Source organism: Paenirhizobium selenitireducens ATCC BAA-1503, assembly GCF_000518785.1.
GTDB classification, from domain to species: Bacteria; Pseudomonadota; Alphaproteobacteria; order Rhizobiales; family Rhizobiaceae; genus Allorhizobium; species Allorhizobium selenitireducens.
This window is the reverse complement of sequence record NZ_JAEG01000012.1, coordinates 1-23,056: the sequence shown is the minus strand read 5'-3', so window position 1 is coordinate 23,056 and position 23,056 is coordinate 1. Positions and strand designations below refer to the sequence as shown.

Sequence of the window (23,056 nt, the reverse complement as noted above, 5' to 3'; positions counted from 1 at the left end):
CGCAGCTTTCATTCCGCCGCCGGCCTGGTGAAATCCCCCCTGCAGCGGTCGGCGGCCTGGCCGCCCCTCATGCCGTTCTGCGGGACGGTCCCTTTCTAGCGGCGGATGAAAAGCCTTCTTTGCTATTTGGCAAACAAACGGGCGATGGTCCGATAACTCAGACCGGAGCGGCGATCGCCACGAGAATGGTGCGCGAAAGGGCCAGCAGCACGAAGGTGAGCGGCCAGGCGACGAGCGCGAAGCGCAACGCTCCGCCGACGCGCCTGAGGCCCATGAAATCGAGAATGACGATGCGCGCCTTGGCAAGTGCTGCCACGAGAACGATGGCGATCGGCACCAGCATGTTGCCGCTGAGGGCCGCCGTGATCGCCCCGCCAACCGCCAGCACGCTGGCCATGACGAAGGCCCAGTGAAGACGCTCTTGGGAAAATCGGTCCATCGGTTCAGGCCAGGTAGATGATCGGGAACATGACGATCCACACGAGATCGATCGCATGCCACAGCGTGGTGATCAGCACGACATTGCCGCGCGTCGGCCGCCAGGCGATCAGCAGCATGACGAGCGCACCGAACACCACGTGCAGCAGATGGAAACCGGTGATGATGAAATAGAGTTCGAAGAAGCCGCTGAACGTGTCTTCTCCGGCATAGCGGATCTCTCCGGCATATTCGAAGAGCTTGACGGCCAGGAAAACGAAACCCAGCAGGGCCGCCGCGATCAGCGAGCGACGGACCTGCCGGGTTGGGGCGGTACGGCGCACCGCCAGCGCCGCCTGCCAACCACTGGTGAGAAGCACGACAGTGTTGATGGCTGCGAGGCCCGGGCTCAGATGCAGGCGCGCCAGGGCGAACCGCTCGGGTTCGAAGGCCGACATCACGAGAAAGGCGCCAATCAGGATCCCGAAGGCGACAAGCTCGCTCCACACGAGCACCCAGAGCAGGAGAACGTCGCTCTCCTCCTCCTCGACCGGGGCCGCCAGGGCGACCGCTGCAATATTGGTTCCCATCATCATGGGCTATTTCTTAGGGACAGCCGATCGGCGCGTCTTTGCGGCAGCACAAAGAAAAATGACAGTCGCCAAGTTAAGGTCGCAGCATCAAAGGAGATTGCTTCCATGACTGACGCCCAGATCGGCCTTACCGTCGCCACGCCCATCATCATCGGCTTTGCGATCCTGCTCTACCGGATGGGTGTGCTGCAGCGCGGCGGCACCATCTCCGCCGTGCTCGCCTCGGTCGCCATCGCCACCGTGCTTTTCGTCAGTCAGTGAAGAGGAATTTACCATGCACCCCGACCGCATCCTCGACGAACAGGAACTGAACACTCTGAAGCAGAACCATGAGGATCTGCTCGGCCTTTGCCGCAGTCTCGAGGAGTTGGCCGACAGCCTGCCCTTCGCCATTAATGAGAAACAGTGCCGCGAGGTATCGGACACGGTCCTGCCGCTGCTGGCGAGGACCCAGGAATTCGAAGAGCAGCTGCTTTTCCCCGACCTCGACCGCAGCGCCGGTTCCTGCTTCACGGCGATGATGATCGAGCGGCTGAAGAACGAGCACCGCTGCGACCGGCTGGCCGCGGAGGAGATCTCGCTGACGCTGAAAGCCATGCTGCGCGGCCATTGCGGCCTGACCTTCGAGACCATCGGCTACATGCTGCGCGGTTTCTTCGAATGCGTGCGCCGCCACGTCGCCGCAGAGAAGGCGATGATCGACCAGTTGATCCCGATGGAACCAGAACCGCGATTGGTCCTGGCATGACCAATCTGCTGATCGCGCTTGCCGCTTTCCTCGCGCTTCACTCCGTGCCGGCCATTCCGGCGGTCCGCGCCGGTGCGATTGCCATGCTGGGCCGGCGCACCTATCTCGGGCTCTATTCGCTGGTCTCGGTGCTCGTCCTCGCCTGGGTGTTCCAGGCCGCGCTCGCCACCGACCACATCCCGCTCTGGGAGCCCGCCGGCTGGCAGGCCAAGGTGACGCTGGTCACCGCGCCGATCGGCGTCTTCCTCGTGCTGGCCGGTCTTGTCAGCGCCAATCCCCTGTCGATCACCATGCGGCAGGACGCAAGCCCGGGCGCCATCACCACGGTTACCCGCCATCCGGTGCTCTGGGGCTTCCTGTTCTGGTCGCTCGGCCACCTGGTGCCGAACGGCGACCTGCGCTTGCTGATCCTGTTCGGCGGGCTCGCACTGTTCACCGTCTCGGGTTTCGTGCTTCTAGACCGTCGCGCCCGCAAACGCCTCGGTGCACGCTTCGAGCAAATGGCAAGGGCGTCCTCGCTCGTGCCCTTCGCAGCCGTTCTGTCGGGTCGGAACCGGCTGCGGGTCGACGGCCCCCTCCTGCTCTCGGCCCTTGCCGCTGCTGCGATGACAGGCTGGCTGCTTTCCGGCGGGCACGCCCTTCTGTTCGGCGCCGATCCCCTGCTTGCTACCACTTTCTAGAGCAGATCCTGCGATTGATGAATCAAACGTGATGTGACGAGAGCGACCGAAGCTGATCAACATGTCTACGAATAGGCGGTTGATGATGGCACGAGCACTGAGCGATGATCTTCGGATCCGCGTCTTGAAGGCTTCAGCTACCGGCATGTCTGCCCGCCCGGCTGCCGGTCGGTTCGGGGTTGGGGTTTCCACGGCGATCCGATGGATTGCACGAGCGGCAAAGGGCGAGCCAACACCGCGGCCGAGGGGTTGGAAACGACCTTCCCTTCTGGACGCTCACGAGGCGTTTGTTGTCGAAACGATCGACGATCGCCGGGACGTAACGCTCGATGAAATGGTCGAGCGCCTGTCGGCTGAACGGCAGGTCAGCATCAGCCGAAGCGCGCTCGGTGCCTGGCTGCGTGGTCGCGGCTGGGCATTTAAAAAGTCCGCACACGCATTGGAGCCGGATCGGCCGGACGTCCTGAAGCGCCAGCGCGCCTGGTTTGATGAGCAGCTCGATCTCGATCCGCAAAAGCTGATCTTCATAGAAGAGATCGGTCTTTCAACGAAGATGGCACGGCTGCGCGGCCGTGCAATTCGAGGCGAGCGCTGTCGAGCTGGCGTGCCGCACGGACACTGGAAGACAATGACATTCACCGGTGCTCTGCGCCTGACCGGCATGACCGCGCCGTTTGTCTACGACGGAGCGATGAACGGCAACGTCTTCCTGGCCTATGTCGAGCAAGTGTTCCTGCCGCCCCACTGCCCCGACTTCAATCCCATTGAGAACGCCTTCTCAAAATTAGAGGCCATGTTGCGGGCTCGAGCAGAGCGAAAGATCGATGCTTTGCGGGACGCGGTCGGCGCATTGATGCCCCGCTTCACGCCGACAGAATGCGCAAACTACTTCAGGGCTGCTGGATATGGCCCGGATTGAACAGGATATGCTCTAGCCATCCAGTGGCAGCATAACGCGGAATTCGGCACCGCCGGCGTCACTGTTGTGCGCCGTGATCGTGCCTCCGTAGTCCTCGACAATCGAAAAGCTGATCCACAGGCCAAGCCCGGTCCCCTCACCGACAGATTTCGTGGTGAAGAACGGTTCGAATATCTTTCCCATGTCGCTTTCGGCAATGCCGGGTCCGTTGTCCACAATGCGGATCTCGATGACCGATTCCAGACGGGCGGCGGTGATGCGGAGTTTTGGGTTCGCACACCGGGCGATGGCATCCAGCGCATTGTCGATCAGGTTGACCACGATTTGGTGGATCTGCCCCTCATGCGCATTGATGATCAAGCCAGGGTTGCTGTCGATGACCACGTCGGCAAGCGAGTTCTTGGCCCGGATCGCCAGATGCGCTGCATTACGCAGCAGGCGGTCGAGATCCACGGGCTGGCGCTCGGCCGTCTTGCTGAACGATAGCCGCCGCAGGTTCTTGACGATGTCGCTGATGCGGTCGGCACCTTCGATCGTCCCTTCCAGCAGCGGATCGATATCGGCAAGGATCGAATCGATTTTCAGTTTCCTGCGCAGCGCGTCGATCTCCAGTGCATCCGCACCCTTGTGGACGGCGTCCAGATAGAGAACCAGATTCTTCCGGTAGCGGTCGAGCGTGTAGATATTGGCGTAGACGAAGCTGATCGGGTTGTTCAGTTCATGGGCAACGCCGGCGACCAGCCGCCCGAGGCTGGCCATCTTCTCCTGTTCGATCAACCGTCTTTGGGCCTGCTGCAATTCGCGATGCGCAAGATGCAATGCCTGATAGGCTTGCCGTAATTCGCTGATGGGCCGACCTGTCAGCACCGCCCCGAAGCGCCGCCGCCGTCCGTCGAACAGCGTGGCGCAGCGCATGGCAAGGCATTCTTCGCGACCGTCGGCGGTGCGGAAGTGCAGGTCGCCCTCCAGCACCCGGCCCTGTTGCCCGGCGCTCGCCAAGCGTTCGGCTTCGTCGCGATCTTCAGGCAGGACATAATCGAAAATGCGGCTGCCGATGACATCGCTTTCGCTTATGCCGAGCAATGTGAGGAAGGCGGGATTGGCCTTCTTAATCACCCCGTCGCTGCCGCAGACGATGAGGATGTCGGAGACCGAGGCAATCACGCTCGAGATGAAGGTCTGCGCTTCTTCGAGCTCTGCATTCTTGCGCTCGAGATCGGTCTCGTTGCGCAGCAATTCCGAATAGACCTCGTCCATGCGGTGGATGACATCGACCCACACGGATTCACTGTCACGGTCGAGCTCAAGCAGACCCGAGACGGAGATCTTGCTGATCAGGTCTTCGCCGGTGCGCCCGGCCGTGTCACTCAGTCGTGTCATCTGGATAGCGCCGCAGGTCGTAGCGTTCGATTTTGCTACGCAAGCCGACGCGGGACAAGCCCAATTCTTCCGCCGTATGACTGATATTGCCGCCGTGACGCTCCAGGCTTTCCTCGATCGCTGCCCTTTCGATTTCGGCGACGATGTCTTTCAGCTGGCGCGAGCCGTTGTTCCGGTTACCGACCTGGCCGTCACAGCCGTTGCGGATCTCGGGCGACAACAGGCCTGGCTCCAGCGGCTGGCTGCCATCGGACAGCACGACCATACGCTGGATTTCGTTCTGCAGTTCCCGCACGTTCCCGGGCCAACCGTAGGCGGTCATCAGATCGAGTGTCTTCGGGTGAAAGCCTGCGACCTGCCGATTGAAGGCCTGGTTGGTCTGGGTCAGGAAACGGGCCGCGATGGTTGGAATATCCATCGAGCGTTCCTTCAGCGACGGCATGTGGATCGGAAAGGCGGCGAGCCGGTAATAGAGATCGCGACGGAACCGACCGGCGGCAACCTCTGCCAGGAGATCGCGATTGGTCGCCGAAATGACCCGCACATTAACCTTGCGCGGCCGCTGGGCGCCGAGCGGACGGATCTCGCCCTCCTGCAGCACGCGTAAGAGCTTGACTTGGAAGGCCGGGGATGTCTCCCCGATCTCGTCGAGAAAGATCGTGCCGCTGTCGGCCAGTTCGAACAGACCGATACGGTCCTGGTAGGCGCCGGTATAGGCACCTTTCTTGCAGCCGAAGAGTTCGCTTTCCAGCAGATCGTCGGGCAGGGCGCCGCAATTCTCCACCACGAAGGGGCGGTCGGCGCGGCCGGAGCCATGGTGCACGGCCCGGGCCAGCAGTTCCTTGCCGGTGCCCGAGGCGCCGGTGATCAGCACGGACACGTCATAGCGCGCCGCCCTCTTGGCAAGCGTAATGGAGGAAATCAGCGGGCTGTCTTCCGTGTGGATGATCCGGTCGAAGCCGAACAGCTGCTGTTCGCTGCGCCTTCTGTCGCTGACGACCTTCTGCAGCATTTCGGCGGCCGGCTTGACCTCGACGCGCACATCGCCAGCCTCATGCTGCAGCCGCCAGAGATTGGCACTTTCGCGCACGCAGTCGATCAGCTTTTCCGGGCTCCACGGCTTGGTGATGTATTGGAAGATGCCGGCATTGTTGACGCCCTCGATGATGTCGTCACTGTCGGTATAGCCTGAAATGATGATGCGGATCGTATCCGGCCAGAGTTCGCGGACACGTTTCAGGAAGTCGACGCCGGATTCGCCGGGCATGCGCTGGTCGCAGAGGATGACCTGCACCAGTTCACCCTCCAGCACCGCCTCGGCTTCTCTGGCGTTGCGCGCGCCGATCACCTCGAACTCATCGGAGAGAACCCGCTGGATCGCCTCGATGGAACGGACCTCATCGTCAACGACGAGAACGGTTGCATGGCCGTTGCTCATGGCATTGTTCCTCCCGACTGCCGGTCCGGCCAGCCGATGGCGCGGTGGATCGCAAGCGTCGCCGGCGTCCGGGACTTGGGGACCTTGCGGATGAAATTGTAACGCGCCACGTGGTAGCTCGGATCGAACCCATAGAAGTTGCGCCGCATGCGCTGCAACTCCTCCTCACGATACACGGCGAGCGGCTTCTGCGCCTCGTGCCGCTGCCTCTTCATTCTCTTGTCCGCAATGCGTTCGCCGATGTCAGACTGCGCTGCCAGTGCCCTGGCTGCGGAGCGCAATTCCGCGCGTGCGGCACCGGCATCGCTCGCCAGCACGCGGCTTGCAAGGCCGAGCTCCATCGCTTCCCTCACACCCATCGGCAGTCGCGCCTGCGTGACGCGGCGCGCGCGGGCCTCGCCCAGCCGGGCGGGCAGGAGATAGGTCCAGTACTCGGAGCCGTAGAGATTGCCCATGTCCTTGTAGTGCGGATTGAGGATGACGCCGTCGCGCATCCAGACTTCGTCGGCGGCCAGCGACAGGAATACGCCGCCGGCACCGGCATTGCCAAGCACCCCGGCAATCACGATGCGGTCGTCGCAGGTGATGATCTCGCGCACCAGGTCGTTCATCGCATTGATGTTGCGCCAGGATTCGTCAGCCGGACTGTCTGCCGTCTCGATCAGGCCGAGATGGATGCCGTTCGACCAGCAATCCGCGCCGCTTTGCAGCACGAGCACCGGACGCTTGCGGGCCTTGGCCGCCTGGACCGCAGCGCGCATCGCCTGGCAATCCTCCGTCGACATCGCGCCGTTGTAGAAACCGAATTCGAGAAAGCCGACATCGCCATCTTCATGATACCGGAAGGGATCCGGCCGTTCGACAGGCGGCAGGTCTTGCGCTGGCTGTCCGAGCAGGTGCACCGCCGGCAGCTTGAGCGTGCGCGGCCCCTTCTCCCGCAGATGTCCGATCCACAACGCGCCCTCGCGACAGGCGAGCGCCACCGATTGGCGCGAGCGCCCCAGGAGTTCGCCCGGCGGACCTTGACGATCCAGCGCGAGTTCGGCGTCGAAGACCTTGTAGGGTTTTCCCGCAATCGTCATCTCGGCACCCGGATCGCCGTCCGATGCGCGAATGATGGTCAGCACCTGCTCGGCGGTCAGTTGGGCGGGGTCAATCAGACGCTCGGCGGCGCTCAAGACCGACCATTCCCGGCCTTTGCCCCAGTTGGCTTGCATCAGCGGCTGGGCGTCGCCGCCGGAAAGACGCGCGATCGCCTCCATGACGCAGGCGACAGCGGCCTCCGTCACCTCGTGGCGATAGAGGCTCGACTTGCGGGCATGCCGCATCGGAAATTCCCGCCAGGCCCAGACCGGGCCGCCATCCATCTCTTCGCGCGCCTCGATCAGCGTGACGCCCCAGCGGTCTTCGCCGCGCAGGATCGCCCGGTCAAGTGCGCTTGGCCCCTTGTCGCCGCGGATGCCAGGGTGGACGATCAGGCTGAGGGTCTTGCGCCACACGTCCTCGGGTAGCGCCCGCTTGAGGAAGGGAGCGACGATCAGGTCCGGGGCAAACAGCCTGACCGCTTCCCGCGTCAGGTCGTCATGGATGTCGAGCTCCACCGACACCTCGTGTCCGGCCTGGCAGAGATCGACATGCAGACGCTGCGAGAGCGAGTTGAAGCTGTGACAGACAAGGAGGATGCGCATGTCGCGGCTCAACAGATCCGCGGCAGCTGTTCGCCCGACAGCCAGTCGACGATGCGTCCCCCGCCGAAGCTCGTGGTCATCTGCACGAAACCATTGGCATCCTCCATTGCATGGCCGATCAGGGCTGCCTCGCCGCCGAGCGGATGGGCTCGCATGGCCGAGAGGATGGCGTCGGCGCCCTCCGGCGCGACGATCGCCACCAGCTTGCCTTCATTGGCGACGTTCAGGGGATCAAGCCCGAGGAATTCGCAGGCTGCCGCCACTTCCGGCTTGAGCGGGATTGCCTCCTCGTCGATGCGAAAGCCGACGCCCGACTGGCTGGCGATCTCGTTCAGCGTCGCCGCGATCCCGCCGCGCGTCGGATCGCGCATCAGCCGGATATGCTTGCCGCCCGCTGCCACCATGGCGGCGACGAGCCCGTGCAGGGCGGCACTGTCGGAGAGGATGTCGGTGTCGAATTCGAGGTTTTCGCGCTTCGACATGACGGCGACGCCATGATCGCCGATCGAGCCGGAGACGATCACCGCGTCGCCCGGGCGCGCCGCATCGGAGCGCAGGTCGAGGTCTGCCGGTACCACGCCGATGCCGGCGGTCGAGATGAACACGCCGTCCGCCTTGCCGCGTTCGACGACCTTGGTGTCGCCGGTGATGATCGGCACGCCGGCCTCGCGCGAGGCCTCGCCCATGCTCTCGGCGATCCGGTTGAGGTCGGCGAGCGGAAAGCCCTCCTCGATGATGAAGCTTGCCGACAGATAGAGCGGCCGGGCGCCCGCCATGGCGATGTCGTTGATCGTGCCGTGCACGGCGAGCGTGCCGATATTGCCGCCGGGAAAGAACAGCGGGGAGACGACATAACCATCCGTCGTCATCACCATGCGGCCGGCCTCAACCGCAAAGGCCGACTGGTCGTTGCCGGCCCGCAGCCATTCATTGTCGAAGGCCTTGTGAAAGATGCTTTCGATCAGCAGGCCCATGGCCCGGCCGCCAGCCCCGTGCGACAGGTCGACAAGGCCGGTCCTGACGTCGAGCTTGCGCTTGTAGGGTTTCGTCATCACGTTCATGCGACGGCCTTTCCTGCTTCGACGGTCCTTGCCTGTTCCCCGGTGCGGGCATGTTCGCGGAACCGGCCATAGGTCCAGTGCGCCGCGCAGGCGCCTTCGCTCGAGACCATGCAGGACCCCATCGGGTTGTCGGGGGTGCAGACCGTGCCGAACAGCTTGCAGTCGGCCGGCTTCTTGACGCCGCGCAGGATGGCGCCGCAGTCGCAGGCCGGATTGTCCTTCGAGGCAGGCGTCACCATGGCAAAGCGTTTCTCGGCGTCGTATTCGGCAAATTCCGGCCGCAGCCGCAGCGCGCCATAGGGCACTTCGCCGAGGCCGCGCCACTCGAAGCTCTCGCGCAGCTCGAAGAAGTTTGCGACCTCCGCTTGTGCCTTCTCGTTGCCGAAGGTGGTGACGGCCCGGATATACTGGTTCTCCACCTCGTGGCGGCCGTCGTTCACCTGATGCACCAGCATCAGGATCGCCTGGATCACGTCGAGCGGCTCGAAGCCGGCGACCACCACCGGCTTCTGGAACTCCTCGGCGAAGAATTCGTAAGGCTCGGTGCCGATCACGGTCGAGACATGGGCCGGACCGATGAAACCGTCGATCTTGACCGTGCCCAGCTTGCGCACGTCCGGGCTTTCCAGAATGTTCTGGATGGCGGCAGGCGTCAGCACGTGATTGCAGAAGATCGAGAAATTCTTCAGGCCCTTCTGAATGGCAAAGCGCAGCGCCAGCGCCGTCGGCGGCGTCGTCGTCTCGAAGCCGATAGCGAAGAAGACGACCTCGCGCTCCGGCTCGGCCTCGGCGATCTTGAGCGCGTCGAGCGTCGAATAGACCATGCGGATATCGGCGCCGGCGGCCTTCGCCTTGAGCAGGCTGGAGCCATTGGAGCCCGGAACCCGCATCAGGTCGCCATAGGTGCAGAGCGTGATTTCGGGCCGCATGGCCAGCGCGATCGCCGCATCGATGCGACCGATCGGCAGCACGCAGACCGGACAGCCCGGCCCGTGGATCATCCGCACGTTCGGCGGCAGCAGGTCTTCAAGCCCGTAGCGGGAAATCGCATGCGTGTGGCCGCCGCAGAACTCCATGAAGTGATAGGAGCGTGCGGGATCTGCCGCTGCCGTGATCTGCCGGGCGATGTCCTTGGCGACGCGCCCGTCGCGATATTCGTCGATATATTTCATGCTGCATCTCCCAAGGCGGCCTGACGGAGGAGTTCGAGGGTCCGCTCCGCTTCCTCCGGATCGATCTTCGCCAGCGCATAGCCGACGTGAAGCACGAGGTAGTCGCCCGGCTTGACGTCGTCGACGAGCGCGGTCGAAATGATCTTCGACACGCCGTCGAGCGTTACCTTGGCCATATTGTCGGGCAGCACTTCCTTCACCTGAACGGGAATGGCTAGGCACATGTGAGATTCTCCTCCACTTCGGCGGCATTGTATCGAATGATCTGGCGTGCATAGGCCGCCTGGCCAAGGGCGATGCCTCCGTCATTGGCCGGGACCTTGGATGGCAGGACAGGCTTGAGACCTTGCGCACGCAGGGCCTGGGCGAGACCGCCGGCGAGCACACGGTTCATCATGCAGCCGCCGCCCAGAGCGATAAGGTCGATGCCGCTCGCCTCTGCCAACGCGGTTGCCCATGCGGCAAGGCCGGCGATCAGCGTGCCATGGAACAGGTTGGCAGCGTCGCAACCGGCCAGCTGGTTCTCGGCCATGTGGATCAGCAGGTCGCGGAAATCGAGAACGCCGTCGTCGATCCGAAACCCACCGGGAAAGCTCTTCGGTGCATCGACAAGCGCTTCCAGTTCCATCGCCGCCTGACCCTCATAGGCCTGTTCAAGCCGGACGCCGGATATCGCGGCGGCGGCATCGAAGAGCCTGCCGAGGCTGGATGTGCGGGGCGGTTGCATACCGCGGTCGAGCATGGCGGTCAATCGTGCAACGCCTTGGTGTTCGGGCCAGAGCAGGGGACCCAGATCGCTGCGGTCGGCGGCATGAAGTGCTGCAACGCCCATCCGCCAGGGCTCGCGCGCAGCCTTGTCGCCACCCGGGAGCGCCAGGTCCTTGAGAGATCCGCTCCGCTTCCAGGTGTGGCCGTCCACCACCAGCCGTTCGCCGCCCCAGATGCCGCCATCGGCGCCGTAGCCGTGGCCGTCCAGCGCCAGGCCGATCACGGGGCCGGACAGATGATGCTCGGCGGTGACCGCGGCGATGTGGGCAAGCTGGTGCTGGACCCGCACCAGCGGCAGACCGAGGGCTTCCGCCGTCCGCACAGAGCGGAAATCCGGATGCAGGTCGCAGGCCGCATAGTCCGGCCGCACATCGAGGATGGATGTGAGATGGGCGATCGTCTCCCGCTGGAATCGGATCGCCTCGGCATTGTCGAGACCGCCGACATGCTGCGAGAGAAAAGCCTCACGGCCGCGGGTGATGCAGATCGTATTCTTCAAGTCGGCGCCGAGGGCGATCACCGAGGGGCCGTCTTCACCGAGATCGACCGGTTCCGGCACGAAGCCGCGCGCCCGCCGCAGGAAGGATGGCGCCCCGTCGATCACTTGCATGACCGAATCGTCGGCGCGGACGGCGATGTCGCGATTGTGGATGACGATCAGGTCGGCAATGCCGGCAAGCCGCCGTTCGGCGTCGTCATTGTCGGCGCAGAGCGGTTCGCCGCCCGGATTGGCGCTGGTGGCAACGAGCGCCTGGACACGTTCGGGCATCATCGCCGCCAGCGCGTCGAGCAGCAGGTGGTGGACCGGCGCATAGGCGAGCATGATCCCGACACGCCTGAGGCCGGGGGCGACGAGCCGGGACACGGCATCGCGCGTATCGCACAGCACCACCGGGTGTGCCGGACCCTCGAGCAGGCTCGCCTCCTCAGCGGAAATCTCGGCCAGCTGGCGGGCGGCTTGCAATGTGCGGACCATCACGGCAAACGGCTTCTGGTCGCGTGCCTTGCGCTGGCGCAGGCTTGCGATCGACGCGTCATTGCGGGCGTCGCACAGCAGGTGAAAACCGCCGATGCCCTTGAGGGCGACGATCTCGCCGCGACAGAGCGCCTTAGCGATCACATCGATCGGATGACTGAGCCTCGGCCCGCACTCGGGGCAGGCGACGGGCTCGGCGTGAAAACGACGATTGTCGGGATCGCGGTAGTCCGCGCTGCAGGCGGGACACATCGCGAAGGAGGCCATGGAAGTCTGCGCGCGGTCATAGGGCAAGGCCCGCGTGATGGTGAAGCGCGGACCGCAATGGGTGCAGTTGACGAAGGGATAGCCAAAGAAGCGGCTTTCGGGATCCGTCAGTTCGCGCTGACATTCTTCGCAGGTGGCGGCATCGGCGCCGATCCGCGTCGTCGCCTGTCCGCCGCGGCTTTCGAGGATCTCGAAGCGCTCACCACCCGAAGCCGGCAGCTCGATGATATCGACCGCGTCGATGCGGGCGAGCGGCGGGGCTTCGCCATACATCGCCTCGACAAAGCGGCCGGCCGAGGCGCCCTCGACCTCGATCAGCACGCCGGCATTGTCGTTGAGGACGAAGCCCGACAACTGCATTTTCCGGGCAAGCTGGTAGGCAAAGGGGCGAAAGCCGACGCCTTGTACGCAACCGCGAACCCGCAGCCGCAGCCGCAGGACGGGTTGGTCTTCAAGGCGTATCGCGCTCGCGCCCGTCATGGTCTCAGGCCGCCTTTGCCGCCTGCCGGGCGGCAGACGCTTCGAGCCAGGCATAGAAGGCCTCCATGCCTTCGCCGGTGCGCGCCGAGACGATCAGCGTCTGCAGGCGCGGATTGACCCGCAAGGCGTTGGCGATGCAGAGGCCGACATTGAAATCGAGATGCGGCAGCAGGTCCGACTTGTTGAGGATCATCAGGTCGGCGGCGGCGAACATATCCGGATATTTGAGCGGCTTGTCCTCGCCCTCGGTGACGGAGAGCACCGCCACCTTGTGCGCTTCGCCGAGATCGAAGGCGGCCGGGCAGACCAGATTGCCGACATTCTCGATGAAAAGCACCGAGCCGGGCTTGGGACCCAGATCCTCGACGGCATGGCCCACCATATGGGCGTCGAGATGGCAGCCTTTGCCGGTGTTGATCTGGATCGCCGGCGCTCCGGTCTCCCGAATGCGGGCCGCGTCGTTCGAGGTCTGCTGGTCGCCCTCGATGACGCCGATCGCCAGCCGGTCCTTCAACTCGTTGATCGTGCGCACCAGCAGGCTGGTCTTGCCGGAGCCGGGACTGGAGACGAAGTTGAGCGCGAAAATGCCATTGCGTACGAAGAAGGCGCGGTTCTTATCGGCATGGCTGTCGTTCTTCGACAGGATGTCGGTCTCGATCTGGATGATGCGTTCCTGGCTGAGGCCGGGCACATGCACGCCGGCGATACCCTTGCCATAATGAACAGCGCCATCTTCGGCATGGTGATGATCATGGTCCCCATGATGATGGTGATCGTGGTCATGAGCGTGGCCATGATCGTGATCGCCGTGATGATGGTCATGGTCATGGCCGTGGTGATGCGCATGTCCGTGTCCATGCGCGGTCGGGGCCTTGCCGTTGTCGATCACTGCCTGCGTTCCGCAGCCGCATACCGTGCACATCAGATCACCTCCATGTCCCTGATCTTCAATTCATCGCCAGCCGTCATCTGGACACGGTGATGTCCGCAGTTCGGGCAGGCGCCAAAACGTTCCGTCAGTGCCACCGTCTTCCCGCAGTCGAGGCACCAGCCTTCCCCCGCAATGCGATTGATCTCCAGCACGGCATCCTCCGCCAGCGTTCCGCGCCGGATCGCCTCGTAGCAGAAGGCGAGCGAGTCCGGATTGACGTGACTCAAAACGCCGACATCCAGCCGGATCGAGCGGATGGCGCGCGCGTCGTTCGCCCTGGCCGTCTCACAGGCGATCTCCACGACACTTTCCATCAATGACATCTCATGCATGGGCGGCCTCGCACATGTTGATTTCGAAAGCCACGCAGGGGTCGAACAGCGCAGCCAGCTGCGACACGGCCTTGCGGCCGCTTTCGCCTTCTCCGATCCTACAGGAGAGCAGCGTTTCGACGAAGGGACCCGCAGGGTGGAAATTCCATTCGGTTGGCGCAAGAATGCGATAGGCGCCGATCAGCCCGTCATCGCCGATTTCCGCCTGGTGATAGAGACGGCCACGCGCGCATTCGACCACGCCATAGCCCCCGGCGTCCGGAGCGGAGCCGTCGCCCATCAGCGGCGCAAGGTCAAGATCTTCACCCTCGGCGATGCCCTGCAGCAGGTCGAGACAGAGGCGAACGTCCTCGATGCGCGCGAGCAGACGCGCCGCCAGATAGGGTTCGTCCGGCACCGCCGAAGTGCAGATCCGGGCATAGGCCCCGGTTTCGGCGACCCGTCCGGCCAGATAGGGAAGGGCCGCATAGCCGGTCTCATGGACGAGATGGTTCAAGACCTCCTCGTCGTCGCGGGAGGTCAGCGAATCCGGCCGGCGCCGGCGAAAGATGCGCTCGTGGCGGGTCTCGTCGTGGATCGCGGCGCATAACGTGCCGGTTGTGGGCGCATCGCCTTGCCGCGGGATGCCGAGGGCGCTGGCCGCGCGCTCCAGGCGGGCAGCCGGCAAGGACAGGTCGCCGAGCGATCGGCTGACGGCACGGGCATCGGCGATGATCTTCTGCGAGGCGGCCAGTGCCTCGCGCAGATGAACGCCCGCCGTCGCTGCCAGATTCACAACCCGGGGCGACGGCCAATGAAGCACGAGCGCCCGCAGCGTTTCGAAGGCGCGCTCGGCCAGAAGCCCGGCCGTGACCGTCCGCCGTTCGTCCGTGTCCATGGCGAGACCCGCCGCGCGCAGGACAGCAAGCCGGGCGGCGATCGATTGCGAGAAGCCGCAGAGCGAAAAGAGCTGACCGGCGAGCACCGGTGCGTCCTCGGGACGGCGGCCGGCGAACATGCGCGACAGGCCCTGCGGCCGGCTGCCGGTCAGTTCGACGGCGCAGACCTGCCCCCGCGACACCGTCACGTCGATCCGGATTGCACCTGCCCCGAGCGCAAAGGTCATGGCCCCGTCGCCTCTTCCTCGTTGCGGAAGCGTCCGCGCAGCAGGTCGCGGCGGTTGACTTGCGCGGGCGGTGGCGGCGGTTCGTGAAGGGATGCGGCATCGAAGAAGGCGCGGACCGCTTCCTCGGCCGTTTCGAGCGCCGCATCCATCGACCCGAATTCGAACACCGGCGAAAACAGCGAGCAGCTGTCCAGCCGGCCAAAACCGTCGAGTTGACCAGCAATGAAGTCCACTTCGCCGGCCGGCAGGCCGATGCGAACGGTCGTTCCCGGCACGACGGCCGGGGCGGGGTCTCCCTCCGGCAGGTCGGCTGCGACGAGGTTCATGAACCACGGCGTCGTGATGATGCCGAAGGCGCGTCCGCCATAGCTGCGAAAGCCGCTCGCCGCGATGCTAAGCGCCGTATTGCAGATCGGCACGTCGTGCATCGAGCGCTCGAAAATGCCGCGATAGAGCGTTTCGAGGCTCTGTCCGAGCGCCCGGGCCGCGGCGTCGCGATCGGCGAGGGCGAGGTCAGCGTGCATCGCCCAGTCTCATGAATTTCGACTGCAGGGCATCGCAGTTCGGACAGCGCCAGTCCTCGGGAAGCGCCGCAAACGGCGTGCCGGCTTCGATCTGCCAGACGGGGTCGCCCTCGGTGGGATCATAGACGTGCCAGCAGATGCCGCACTCCATCCGGTCGTCGTCCGAGACCGTCTCGCGCTTGCCGAAATTCTCGAAGCTGCTCATTTGAAATAGGCCTCTTCGATTTCGCGCAGCCGCATTTCGGAATCGCGGAAATCCTCTTCCGCGGCGATCGCGACGGAGGGGATGTCGCAGATTTCCAGCGTGTCGAGAATGATCGTGTCCATGGCATTGTAGAACTGCACGGACCAGACATTGCGGGCGCCCGTCGCCACCACGCGGCATGTGCCGTAGCCGCGCGAGGTGAGCTGCACGGGCCCGGCGCCGAGCGTCTGCTGCAGGAAGTTCATGTCCTCGGGGCTCATCGGAAACAGCGAGAAGGTGATGATGTGCGGCTCGTCACCATCCTTGTAGCGCGCAATCCGGTCGCCAATCTCGTGCAGCACCGGCATGACGTTCATGGCGCCAGCGGGGGCCGGGCCATGGACGATCTCGGGCGCAAGTGCGGCGCAGGCCTGCCGCACGGCGGCCGGGATCGAGGCGACCTCGACATAGTCCGCCAGCAGTGTCCCGTTGGCATCGGCGAAGCGGACGCGCCAGACGCCGGCCATGACGGCCTCCTGGATCTGGGCCAGCACGCCGTTTGCAAGCGCCGCCACGCCGGCGACTTCGCCTTCGCCGAGCGTCTGGGTGATGAGCTCCTTGTCGTCAGCCGGAAAGTCGGTGATGTCGAAGAGCTGGCCCGGCTCATCCGCTTTCTGCATGGCCAATGCGTCGGCGATCCGCGGCAGGAGCTCGGCGGTCTGGCGACAGCGCCTGATCATCTCTTCCGCCGAACTGGTGGCCAGATAGTTGAGCTTTCGTGTGCGTAGCGGCGGCTCGGCACCGATCGGCATCACGGTCATGGTCGCATCGTCGCCCTCAGGCGCTACCCAGAAACCTGCTTTCATCGAACGATCTCCTTGCCGGAATGGGTGATTTCGACGCGCGGGCCGCCTGATGGGGCAAGCACCGGTGCATCCGATGACAGCCAGGCGCCGATCTTCTCGACATATTCCGACCAGTCGCGGATCTTGCCGAGCACGCCGACCGGCTGGTCGCGCCGCGTCACCACGAGGCTCGGCATCACCACCGCATTGAAACGCCCCTTGAGGCCCTCTTCGGCCGCCCTGTCGATCACGGCACCGCGCAGTCTGCCATGGAAGGTCCGGAGCAGTTCCGGCAGGACGACCGCCACGTCATCGGCTTCGGGCCGCTGCTTGGGATCGCCGGTGAAGAAGAGGATGCAGTTTTCCGGCTCGCCTTCGGCCGGTGCCAGGAAGGCCTCGATGTTCGTCTCGTCGACGAATGGCAGCCCCGCCTGATGGCGCAGTGCGCCTATGAGATATGATGGCATTGTGTCCTCCCCTGATCGGCATGCCGGTATTTTAGGGAAGGATTTGCAAGTGCCGTGCCAGCTGGAAGGAAAGACGAATTCCATTGATCTGAAAGGATAATTTCCAGCTACGAGCGCGCGGGATGCGGCGGATGTGGAAAGTTAGTTTTCAGTATGAAAACTAACATCTCACACGTCAACGCAGATGTTCGGGCAGTTCCGGCTCCCGGGTGAGGAGATCGGCGAACAGATGTTCGAAATTGCGCCCTGCCACTGCTTCGGCGAGCCCCTCCAGGGCATTGTCGATCGCCTGTGCCTCGGCATCGTCCAGGACCCGGATGGCCGAGCCGAGATGGGTCAAGACGAAGGTGCCGGGCGGCTGGGCGCCTACGAGCATCATGGAAATGGATGAAATCGCGCCATGACGTCTGCAGCGCGCGGTCAATTCGTCGCCTTCAACCACCTGCATGGGTATGCCGATGCACATGTCGCTCTCCTCTTGTTGGTTGTCCGGTATGGAAACAGCAAACGCGCAAGGCTGGCCTTGCGCGTTTGCGTGTCGAAATCTGCCGGCGGTCAGCCTGCGAGAAGGGCTGCGCCCGAGATGGCGACGACTGCGCCGGCATAACGCGCCACGATCTGCCCGGCCTTGCCGAAGCGAAGCGCACCGAGGCCGATGCCGGCCGCGTGGAGAACGATCGTCGCGGCAAGAAAACCGGCCACATAACCGGCCGCATGCGACATGGCCGGCAGTTCGGTGCCGTGCGCATGACCATGGAACAGGGCGCAGAGGCCGACGATGGCAGCTGCCGCTACGGTCGGAACCTTGACTTCAAAGGCAACCAGCAGGCCGAGGATCGCGACGGTGAGCGCGATGGCGGTCTCGACCATTGGCAGCGGCACCCCATAGATGCCGAGCATGCCGCCGACGGCCATGACGGAGACGAAGGCTGCGGGCACGATCCAGCGGGCCGCGCCGCCGAGCGTGGAAGCCCAGAAGCCGACGGCGACCATGGCCAGCACGTGATCGAGGCCGCTGATCGGATGGCTGAGGCCGGCCAGTGCCCCGTCGCTGTGCAGGCCGACATGGGCATGGGCGACCGATGGCAGGGTTACGGCCGCCAGCGTGGCCAGTATGCGAGCATATCTCATGACTTCCTCCCTAGATAACCGGTGCGGGGTAACCGGTGTTCAGGTCCCACGTTGCTCGTTGCCGCCTGATCTGGGATCGACATTCCATGGATCATGAACGGGAGTTTCTCCATGGAGACCTCATTGGAGTTTCTCACAACCAGGAAGCCTGGACGTGAGGTTCACCGACATTGGCCCGATGAGGTCAAGGCGAAGATCGTTTCGGAAAGCTTGAGGCCTGGCACGACAGTCAATGAAGTTGCGCAGCGCTATGGATTGCGAGCCAATAGCCTTTCCACCTGGCGGACGATGGCGCGGCAGGGCAAGCTGATCCTGCCAGCACCAGAGGATGCGGTAGAGTTCGCGGCGGTGATCGTTGATCCGCCTGTTTCGGAACAGCCGCCTAAAATGCTCAGTCGCCCCGAGATCGTCCTCGGTCCCGTCACGATCCGTCTTGAGGAAGGTGCGTCTGCTGCCCGGATCGCTGCCATCGCCCGCGCTCTGGCGGCGGCGACATGATCTTTCCGTCGAACCGTGTTCGGATCATGGTGGCGACCAAACCCGTTGACTTCCGCAAGGGCCATGACGGCTTGGCGGCGCTAGTGAAGAATGAGCTTCACAAGGACCCGTTCACCGGAACGGTCTTCGTGTTTCGGTCTCGCAAGGCGGACCGGTTGAAGCTGATCTACTGGGATGGCTCCGGGATCGTCATGGCCTACAAAAGGCTGGAAGAGCACACATTCACGTGGCCTGGCATCAAGGATGGATTGATGACGCTCACCCACGCCCAGTTCGAAGCGCTGTTCGCAGGCCTCGATTGGCGGCGGGTTCATGCCGTCCAGACGAGAGTGCCGGAGGCCATCGAATAGCTGCGGCACGATGACTCAGCACGGCAGATTCTGAGGGCAAATCGGCTCGGGATTTGGTAGTTTCCGGTCATGCTCCATGCCGCCGACCTTCCCGATGATGTTGCTGCCCTGAAGGCGATGCTGATTGCGGCACAGGCACGCGAGGCGGCCAAGGACGTCGCGATAGCCAGCAAAGACGAGCATATCGCTCGCAAGGATGAGCGGATCGAGCGGCTTGAGAAGCTGGTCGCAGCGTTCAAGCAGGCAGCCTTCGGACGCAAATCCGAGAAGACCGATCCTGACCAATTCGACCTGGCGCTGGAAGACCTGGAGACGGCCATGGCTGTCATCCATGCCGAGGATGAGGGGGACGCTCCTGCGGCAAATAGGATTGCCAAGCCACGTGCGATCAATCGGGGCTCCCTTCCGAAGCATCTTCCGCATATCGAGGAGGTGATTGAGCCAGAAAGCCTGATCTGTGCCTGCGGTGGTTGCCTGCACTGCATTGGCGAGGATGTCTCCGAGCGGCTGGACGTGATCCCGGCGCAGTTCCGCGTGATCGTCACCCGCCGCCCTAAGTATGCCTGCCGGGCCTGCACCGACGGGGTCGTCCAAGCCCCAGCTCCGGCGCGGCTGATCCAGGCTGGGCTCCCGACGGAAGCGACCGTCGCGCATGTTCTGGTCTCCAAGTATGCCGATCACCTTCCACTCTATCGGCAGGCGCAGATCATGAGCCGCCAAGGGATCGATCTCGACCGCTCCACGCTGGCCGATTGGGTCGGTCGGGCAGCCTATGAACTGCGGCCCGTCTTCGATGCGTTGATCGTCGACCTGAAGCGCTCGACCAAGCTGTTCATGGATGAGACCCGCGCCCCAGTTCTCGATCCCGGCTCGCGCAAAACCAAGACCGGATACTTCTGGGCGCTGGCGCGTGATGATCGCCCATGGGGCGGTGGCGCTCCGCCGGGTGTCGCCTTCACCTATGCTCCTGGTCGGGGAGGCATTCATGCCGAACGTATACTGCAGGGTTTCTCTGGCGTCCTGCAGGTGGATGGATATGCCGGATACAACAGGCTGATCGCGCCTGAGCGTGTCGGCCCAGACATTCAGCTTGCATATTGCTGGGCGCATGCCCGGCGCAAGCTGGTGGAGATCACCCGCAACGGGTCAGCACCGATTGCTGAGGATGGCGTCAAGCGGATTGGCGAACTATATCGCATCGAGGCCGAGTTGCACGGTCTTGATCCGAAGGCTCGACTTGCCGGACGACAGGAACGATCAGCACCGCTTGTGGCAGAACTGCAGACTTGGCTGGTCCATCACCGCGCCCGCATCGCTACGAAGTCGCCGCTCGGCGAGGCATTGGCCTACATCGCCAATTACTGGGATGGTCTGAAGCTCTTCCTGACCGACGGCCGCATCGAGGTCGACAACAACAGTGTCGAGCGGACCATCAGGCCTATCGCTCTCAATCGCAAGAACGCGCTTTTTGCGGGTCATGATGCCGGAGCGGAGAATTGGGCGATCATCGCCTCGCTGGTCGAGACCTGCAAGCTCAATGCTGTCGATCCGCAGGCCTATCTGACCAGCACACTCACCGCCATCGTGAATGGTCACAGGCAGAGCCGGATAGATGAACTTCTCCCGTGGAATTACTTGGTTGATCGTATCAACGGCCACTGATGACACGTCGTGGATCGTCAAGGCTTAGGCGTGTATGCAAATTCCATGGCCGGATTATGCGACAGCTCCCAGTCTTGCTCTGGAGAAAGCAAGATAAAGGATCGCGATGCCAGCCAAAGCAAGCCACGGCAGCAGCACGAGATTGAGCGTTTGCCAGCCGAGGCTACTATGTAGCGCTCCCGCGCCTAGTGACGACACGAGTCCGACCAGGAAGATCGACAGATCGTTCATCGCTTGTGCTTTACCCTTTTCGGCAGGGGTGTAGGTGCTTGTGAGCAGATTGGTGCCGCCGATGTAAAGGAAGTTCCAGCCGATACCGAGCAAGATAAGCGCTGCCGTAAAGGAATAGAACCCAGTGCCGGATAGGCTGAAAGCCACATGGCCGAAGAACAGCAAAACACCAGCCAGCATGATCCGGAGAACACCGAAGCGAGCAATGAGCGACCCCGTGAAGAATGAGGGCAGGAACATGCCGAGCACATGGAGCTGGATCACGGTTGCCGTCTGAGACAGGCCGTGATGATGATGTGCCATTGCAATCGGTGTTGCTGTCATCGCGAGGATCATCACGCCGTAGCCTGTTGCGGCTCCAAAGAGCGCAACAAGGTAGGTCGGTTGCCGCATTATCTGGCCCAGCGACCGGGCTGCTGCGTCCACTCCCGAGAGCACAGCAGGACGGGGTACGTTCACCCCCGTCAGAACACCGACTGCAAGCAGCGAGACAATTGAAAGAATGAGGAAAGAGCCAGTATAGGCAGGCTGCAGGAGATCACCGCCAAAGCCGCCAAGGGCAGGTCCAGCGAGAGCTGCAACGACACCACCTGCGAGGACGAAGGAGATGGCTCGGGGCTGGAAAGCGTCATCTGCTACTTCCGATGCCGCAAAACGGTAGAATTGTGCAAACCCTTGATAGGCCCCAACGAACAAGGTGCCCAGGCAAAGCATCCATAGCGATCCTGCATACACCCCGCCTGCTGCCACAAGTCCCCCCACCACGCCAAGGATAGCGCCCAACAAAAAGCCAATCCTGCGTCCTACCCGAGCCATCCACATCGAGGCAGGAACGGTCGCCAGCGCCGTGCCGAGGAACATTGAGGCGATAGGTGCCGTGGCAAAGGCGGGGGAAGCGGCAAGCTGGCTTCCGGCTAGTCCTCCAACTGTCATTACCAGAACCGACGCAGTCTGGAACAGAGCCTGCGCAGACGCCAGCAGTGCGACTTGACGATACATGGCCATCAGAACACCAGCACCTTGTCGGCAGCCACTGTTGCGGCGGCTAGGGCATCCATTGTGCTGGACTCGGCCCCTTCCGCCATCTCGCTTTGCGTTAGGCCCCGTGCATCCATGCAGGTGCCACAGAGAAGGACCTTCCCACCTGAAGCGAGGACGCGTTTGATCATGCGCTCGACGTTGTAGTACCCTTCTGGTGTCTTCTGGCCCGCCTTCGCGGCAAGTACCGCATCGGCCATCAAGAAGACCGTGATGGCCGCTTCGCTGTCGGCTTTAGGTAGTGCAATTGCCAGCCGAAGAGCATTGTAGACGCGCTCGGTGCCATAAGGAGGGTCGTTGAGGATGAAGAGGATATTCATAGTGCCTCCTAAGATTGACAATCGACGCTCAATCATTCAATCGTCCAATTGAATGAACACCAGGATGTCGAATGTCAACCCCATCTCCGAAGCTACAGCTCTTTGGTCACTTTGCGAGTTTGGCAAGGACTCTAGGTAACGAACACCGCTTGGAACTGTTGGAGCTTCTTGCTCAGAGTCCACAATCTGTGGAAGTTCTCGCGACCAGGACGGGCCTTGCTTTTGCAAATGTATCGCAGCATCTGCAGCACCTGAAGAAGGCCGGGCTTATTGTCGGGCATCGCGAAGGCAAGAACGTCCGCTACAGTCTGAGAGACGGACCCATCATCGAGGCGATCACCGCGATCCAGAACCTGGCCGAGCATAATATGGCGGAGGTCAAAAGCGTTATCCACGGCTACTTCCATCGCCTCGACGATATGGAGGCCATCGACATGGCTGAGTTGATGAAGCGCCTCGACAGCGAAAGCGTGACTCTCCTGGACGTACGCCCAGAAGACGAATATCGGGCCGGACACCTGCCGAACGCCGTCAACATCACCGTGGAAGAACTAGAAAGTCGCCTGTCGGAGTTGCCACCTGGACAGCAGATTGTTGCCTACTGCCGTGGCCCCTATTGCATTCTTTCGTTCAAGGCCGTGCAGTCATTGCGACAGCGTGGGTTCAATGTGCGTCGACTTGTCGATGGCTTCCCTGAGTGGAAAGCGGCGGGGTTCCCAATAGAGACGGCTGCTGTCTGACTATGCCGCGACTTCCGATTTTTCGCGTATGGTGCCACGCGCTATGCGGCCCGGCGTGTGACCTCGTTTGCTCGAAACTGATCGGCCGTGTGTGAGCGGCACACCGCTTAC

General features: G+C 63.1%; 28 protein-coding genes. 8 read left to right on the top strand and 20 right to left on the bottom strand.

The features are described from left to right. Nucleotides 1-157 precede the first annotated feature (157 nt). On the bottom strand, nucleotides 158-439 hold the full coding sequence (locus L867_RS25560; protein WP_051439044.1) for a cytochrome C oxidase subunit IV family protein: 282 nt from the start codon (nucleotides 437-439) through the stop codon (nucleotides 158-160). Nucleotides 440-443: 4 nt separating this feature from the next. Then, a complete protein-coding gene (locus L867_RS0116710) occupies nucleotides 444-1,013 on the bottom strand; it encodes a cytochrome c oxidase subunit 3 (RefSeq protein WP_028737942.1) in 570 nt (189 codons plus the stop codon). Nucleotides 1,014-1,115: 102 nt separating this feature from the next. Here L867_RS0116710 and L867_RS27480 point away from each other — a divergent pair, with 102 nt between their 5' ends. The 4 genes from L867_RS27480 (at nucleotide 1,116) to L867_RS27010 (ending at nucleotide 3,357) form a co-directional block, all read left to right on the top strand. Next, the gene (locus L867_RS27480; RefSeq protein WP_104367982.1) at nucleotides 1,116-1,271 is read left to right on the top strand and encodes a hypothetical protein; all 156 of its coding nucleotides are present in this window, start codon (nucleotides 1,116-1,118) and stop codon (nucleotides 1,269-1,271) included. A 13-nt stretch (nucleotides 1,272-1,284) separates the two neighbouring features. Continuing rightward, nucleotides 1,285-1,758, top strand: a complete 474-nt coding sequence (locus L867_RS0116700) for a hemerythrin domain-containing protein (protein ID WP_028737941.1) — start codon at nucleotides 1,285-1,287, stop codon at nucleotides 1,756-1,758. Next, a complete protein-coding gene (locus tag L867_RS0116695; RefSeq protein WP_028737940.1) occupies nucleotides 1,755-2,438 on the top strand; it encodes an NnrU family protein in 684 nt (227 codons plus the stop codon). The genes L867_RS0116700 and L867_RS0116695 overlap by 4 nt, the downstream gene beginning before the upstream one ends. An 85-nt stretch (nucleotides 2,439-2,523) precedes the next feature. Further along, on the top strand, nucleotides 2,524-3,357 hold the full coding sequence (locus tag L867_RS27010; RefSeq protein WP_028737939.1) for an IS630 family transposase: 834 nt from the start codon (nucleotides 2,524-2,526) through the stop codon (nucleotides 3,355-3,357). Nucleotides 3,358-3,369: 12 nt separating this feature from the next. On the opposite strand, the gene L867_RS0116685 is transcribed toward L867_RS27010, so the two are convergent. The 16 genes from L867_RS0116685 to hupE all read right to left on the bottom strand — a co-directional run bounded on the left by L867_RS0116685 (nucleotide 3,370) and on the right by hupE (nucleotide 18,106). Next, entirely contained in the window at nucleotides 3,370-4,614 is a 1,245-nt protein-coding gene (locus tag L867_RS0116685) for a sensor histidine kinase (RefSeq protein ID WP_232363954.1), read from the bottom strand. 106 nt (nucleotides 4,615-4,720) lie between these two features. Then, nucleotides 4,721-6,175, bottom strand: a complete 1,455-nt coding sequence (locus L867_RS0116680) for a sigma-54-dependent transcriptional regulator (protein WP_028737937.1) — start codon at nucleotides 6,173-6,175, stop codon at nucleotides 4,721-4,723. Further along, nucleotides 6,172-7,863: an enoyl-CoA hydratase-related protein gene (locus L867_RS25550; RefSeq protein WP_037173675.1), complete on the bottom strand. Its 1,692-nt coding sequence runs from the start codon at nucleotides 7,861-7,863 to the stop codon at nucleotides 6,172-6,174. The genes L867_RS0116680 and L867_RS25550 overlap by 4 nt, the downstream gene beginning before the upstream one ends. 8 nt (nucleotides 7,864-7,871) lie before the next feature. Next, complete coding sequence (gene hypE / locus L867_RS0116670; protein ID WP_028737936.1) at nucleotides 7,872-8,924, bottom strand: hydrogenase expression/formation protein HypE; 1,053 nt, start codon at nucleotides 8,922-8,924, stop codon at nucleotides 7,872-7,874. After that, on the bottom strand, nucleotides 8,921-10,096 hold the full coding sequence (hypD, locus tag L867_RS0116665) for a hydrogenase formation protein HypD (RefSeq protein ID WP_028737935.1): 1,176 nt from the start codon (nucleotides 10,094-10,096) through the stop codon (nucleotides 8,921-8,923). The genes hypE and hypD overlap by 4 nt, the downstream gene beginning before the upstream one ends. Further along, a complete protein-coding gene (locus tag L867_RS0116660) occupies nucleotides 10,093-10,320 on the bottom strand; it encodes a HypC/HybG/HupF family hydrogenase formation chaperone (protein WP_028737934.1) in 228 nt (75 codons plus the stop codon). Before L867_RS0116660 ends, hypD begins: the two co-directional genes overlap by 4 nt. Beyond that, nucleotides 10,311-12,587 carry a carbamoyltransferase HypF gene (hypF, locus tag L867_RS0116655; protein WP_028737933.1) on the bottom strand — a complete coding sequence of 759 codons (2,277 nt, stop codon included), beginning with the start codon at nucleotides 12,585-12,587 and terminating at the stop codon, nucleotides 10,311-10,313. The genes L867_RS0116660 and hypF overlap by 10 nt, the downstream gene beginning before the upstream one ends. A gap of 4 nt (nucleotides 12,588-12,591) precedes the next feature. Further along, complete coding sequence (gene hypB / locus L867_RS0116650; protein ID WP_028737932.1) at nucleotides 12,592-13,509, bottom strand: hydrogenase nickel incorporation protein HypB; 918 nt, start codon at nucleotides 13,507-13,509, stop codon at nucleotides 12,592-12,594. Then, complete coding sequence (gene hypA / locus L867_RS0116645; RefSeq protein WP_028737931.1) at nucleotides 13,509-13,850, bottom strand: hydrogenase maturation nickel metallochaperone HypA; 342 nt, start codon at nucleotides 13,848-13,850, stop codon at nucleotides 13,509-13,511. Before hypA ends, hypB begins: the two co-directional genes overlap by 1 nt. Beyond that, nucleotides 13,843-14,955, bottom strand: a complete 1,113-nt coding sequence (locus tag L867_RS0116640) for a nickel-dependent hydrogenase large subunit (protein ID WP_028737930.1) — start codon at nucleotides 14,953-14,955, stop codon at nucleotides 13,843-13,845. The genes hypA and L867_RS0116640 overlap by 8 nt, the downstream gene beginning before the upstream one ends. Continuing rightward, entirely contained in the window at nucleotides 14,952-15,479 is a 528-nt protein-coding gene (gene hybE / locus L867_RS0116635) for a [NiFe]-hydrogenase assembly chaperone HybE (protein ID WP_028737929.1), read from the bottom strand. Before hybE ends, L867_RS0116640 begins: the two co-directional genes overlap by 4 nt. Continuing rightward, nucleotides 15,469-15,684: a rubredoxin gene (locus L867_RS0116630; protein ID WP_028737928.1), complete on the bottom strand. Its 216-nt coding sequence runs from the start codon at nucleotides 15,682-15,684 to the stop codon at nucleotides 15,469-15,471. The genes hybE and L867_RS0116630 overlap by 11 nt, the downstream gene beginning before the upstream one ends. After that, nucleotides 15,681-16,529: a hydrogenase expression/formation protein gene (locus tag L867_RS0116625; RefSeq protein ID WP_028737927.1), complete on the bottom strand. Its 849-nt coding sequence runs from the start codon at nucleotides 16,527-16,529 to the stop codon at nucleotides 15,681-15,683. Before L867_RS0116625 ends, L867_RS0116630 begins: the two co-directional genes overlap by 4 nt. After that, nucleotides 16,526-16,975 (bottom strand): thioredoxin domain-containing protein, encoded by a 450-nt coding sequence (locus tag L867_RS0116620; RefSeq protein ID WP_028737926.1) that lies wholly within the window; start codon nucleotides 16,973-16,975, stop codon nucleotides 16,526-16,528. The genes L867_RS0116625 and L867_RS0116620 overlap by 4 nt, the downstream gene beginning before the upstream one ends. 175 nt (nucleotides 16,976-17,150) lie before the next feature. Further along, complete coding sequence (hypC, locus tag L867_RS0116615) at nucleotides 17,151-17,441, bottom strand: HypC/HybG/HupF family hydrogenase formation chaperone (protein ID WP_028737925.1); 291 nt, start codon at nucleotides 17,439-17,441, stop codon at nucleotides 17,151-17,153. Nucleotides 17,442-17,530: 89 nt separating this feature from the next. Next, on the bottom strand, nucleotides 17,531-18,106 hold the full coding sequence (hupE, locus tag L867_RS0116610; protein WP_028737924.1) for a nickel permease HupE: 576 nt from the start codon (nucleotides 18,104-18,106) through the stop codon (nucleotides 17,531-17,533). Between the two features lie 111 nt (nucleotides 18,107-18,217). Here hupE and tnpA point away from each other — a divergent pair, with 111 nt between their 5' ends. From tnpA to tnpC, 3 genes are all read left to right on the top strand, one after another. After that, nucleotides 18,218-18,604: an IS66-like element accessory protein TnpA gene (tnpA, locus tag L867_RS0116605; protein ID WP_028734975.1), complete on the top strand. Its 387-nt coding sequence runs from the start codon at nucleotides 18,218-18,220 to the stop codon at nucleotides 18,602-18,604. Continuing rightward, nucleotides 18,601-18,954 carry an IS66 family insertion sequence element accessory protein TnpB gene (gene tnpB, locus L867_RS0116600; RefSeq protein ID WP_028734976.1) on the top strand — a complete coding sequence of 118 codons (354 nt, stop codon included), beginning with the start codon at nucleotides 18,601-18,603 and terminating at the stop codon, nucleotides 18,952-18,954. Before tnpA ends, tnpB begins: the two co-directional genes overlap by 4 nt. A gap of 69 nt (nucleotides 18,955-19,023) precedes the next feature. Beyond that, the gene (gene tnpC, locus L867_RS0116595; RefSeq protein ID WP_028734977.1) at nucleotides 19,024-20,616 is read left to right on the top strand and encodes an IS66 family transposase; all 1,593 of its coding nucleotides are present in this window, start codon (nucleotides 19,024-19,026) and stop codon (nucleotides 20,614-20,616) included. 54 nt (nucleotides 20,617-20,670) lie between these two features. On the opposite strand, the gene L867_RS0116590 is transcribed toward tnpC, so the two are convergent. Further along, nucleotides 20,671-21,852, bottom strand: coding sequence for an MFS transporter (locus L867_RS0116590; protein WP_028734978.1), 1,182 nt, complete (start codon nucleotides 21,850-21,852; stop codon nucleotides 20,671-20,673). Further along, nucleotides 21,852-22,205 carry a DsrE/DsrF/TusD sulfur relay family protein gene (locus tag L867_RS0116585; RefSeq protein WP_028734979.1) on the bottom strand — a complete coding sequence of 118 codons (354 nt, stop codon included), beginning with the start codon at nucleotides 22,203-22,205 and terminating at the stop codon, nucleotides 21,852-21,854. Before L867_RS0116585 ends, L867_RS0116590 begins: the two co-directional genes overlap by 1 nt. A 71-nt stretch (nucleotides 22,206-22,276) precedes the next feature. On the opposite strand from L867_RS0116585, the gene L867_RS0116580 reads away from it, so the two are divergent. Then, on the top strand, nucleotides 22,277-22,945 hold the full coding sequence (locus L867_RS0116580; protein WP_028734980.1) for an ArsR/SmtB family transcription factor: 669 nt from the start codon (nucleotides 22,277-22,279) through the stop codon (nucleotides 22,943-22,945). Nucleotides 22,946-23,056 lie beyond the last annotated feature (111 nt).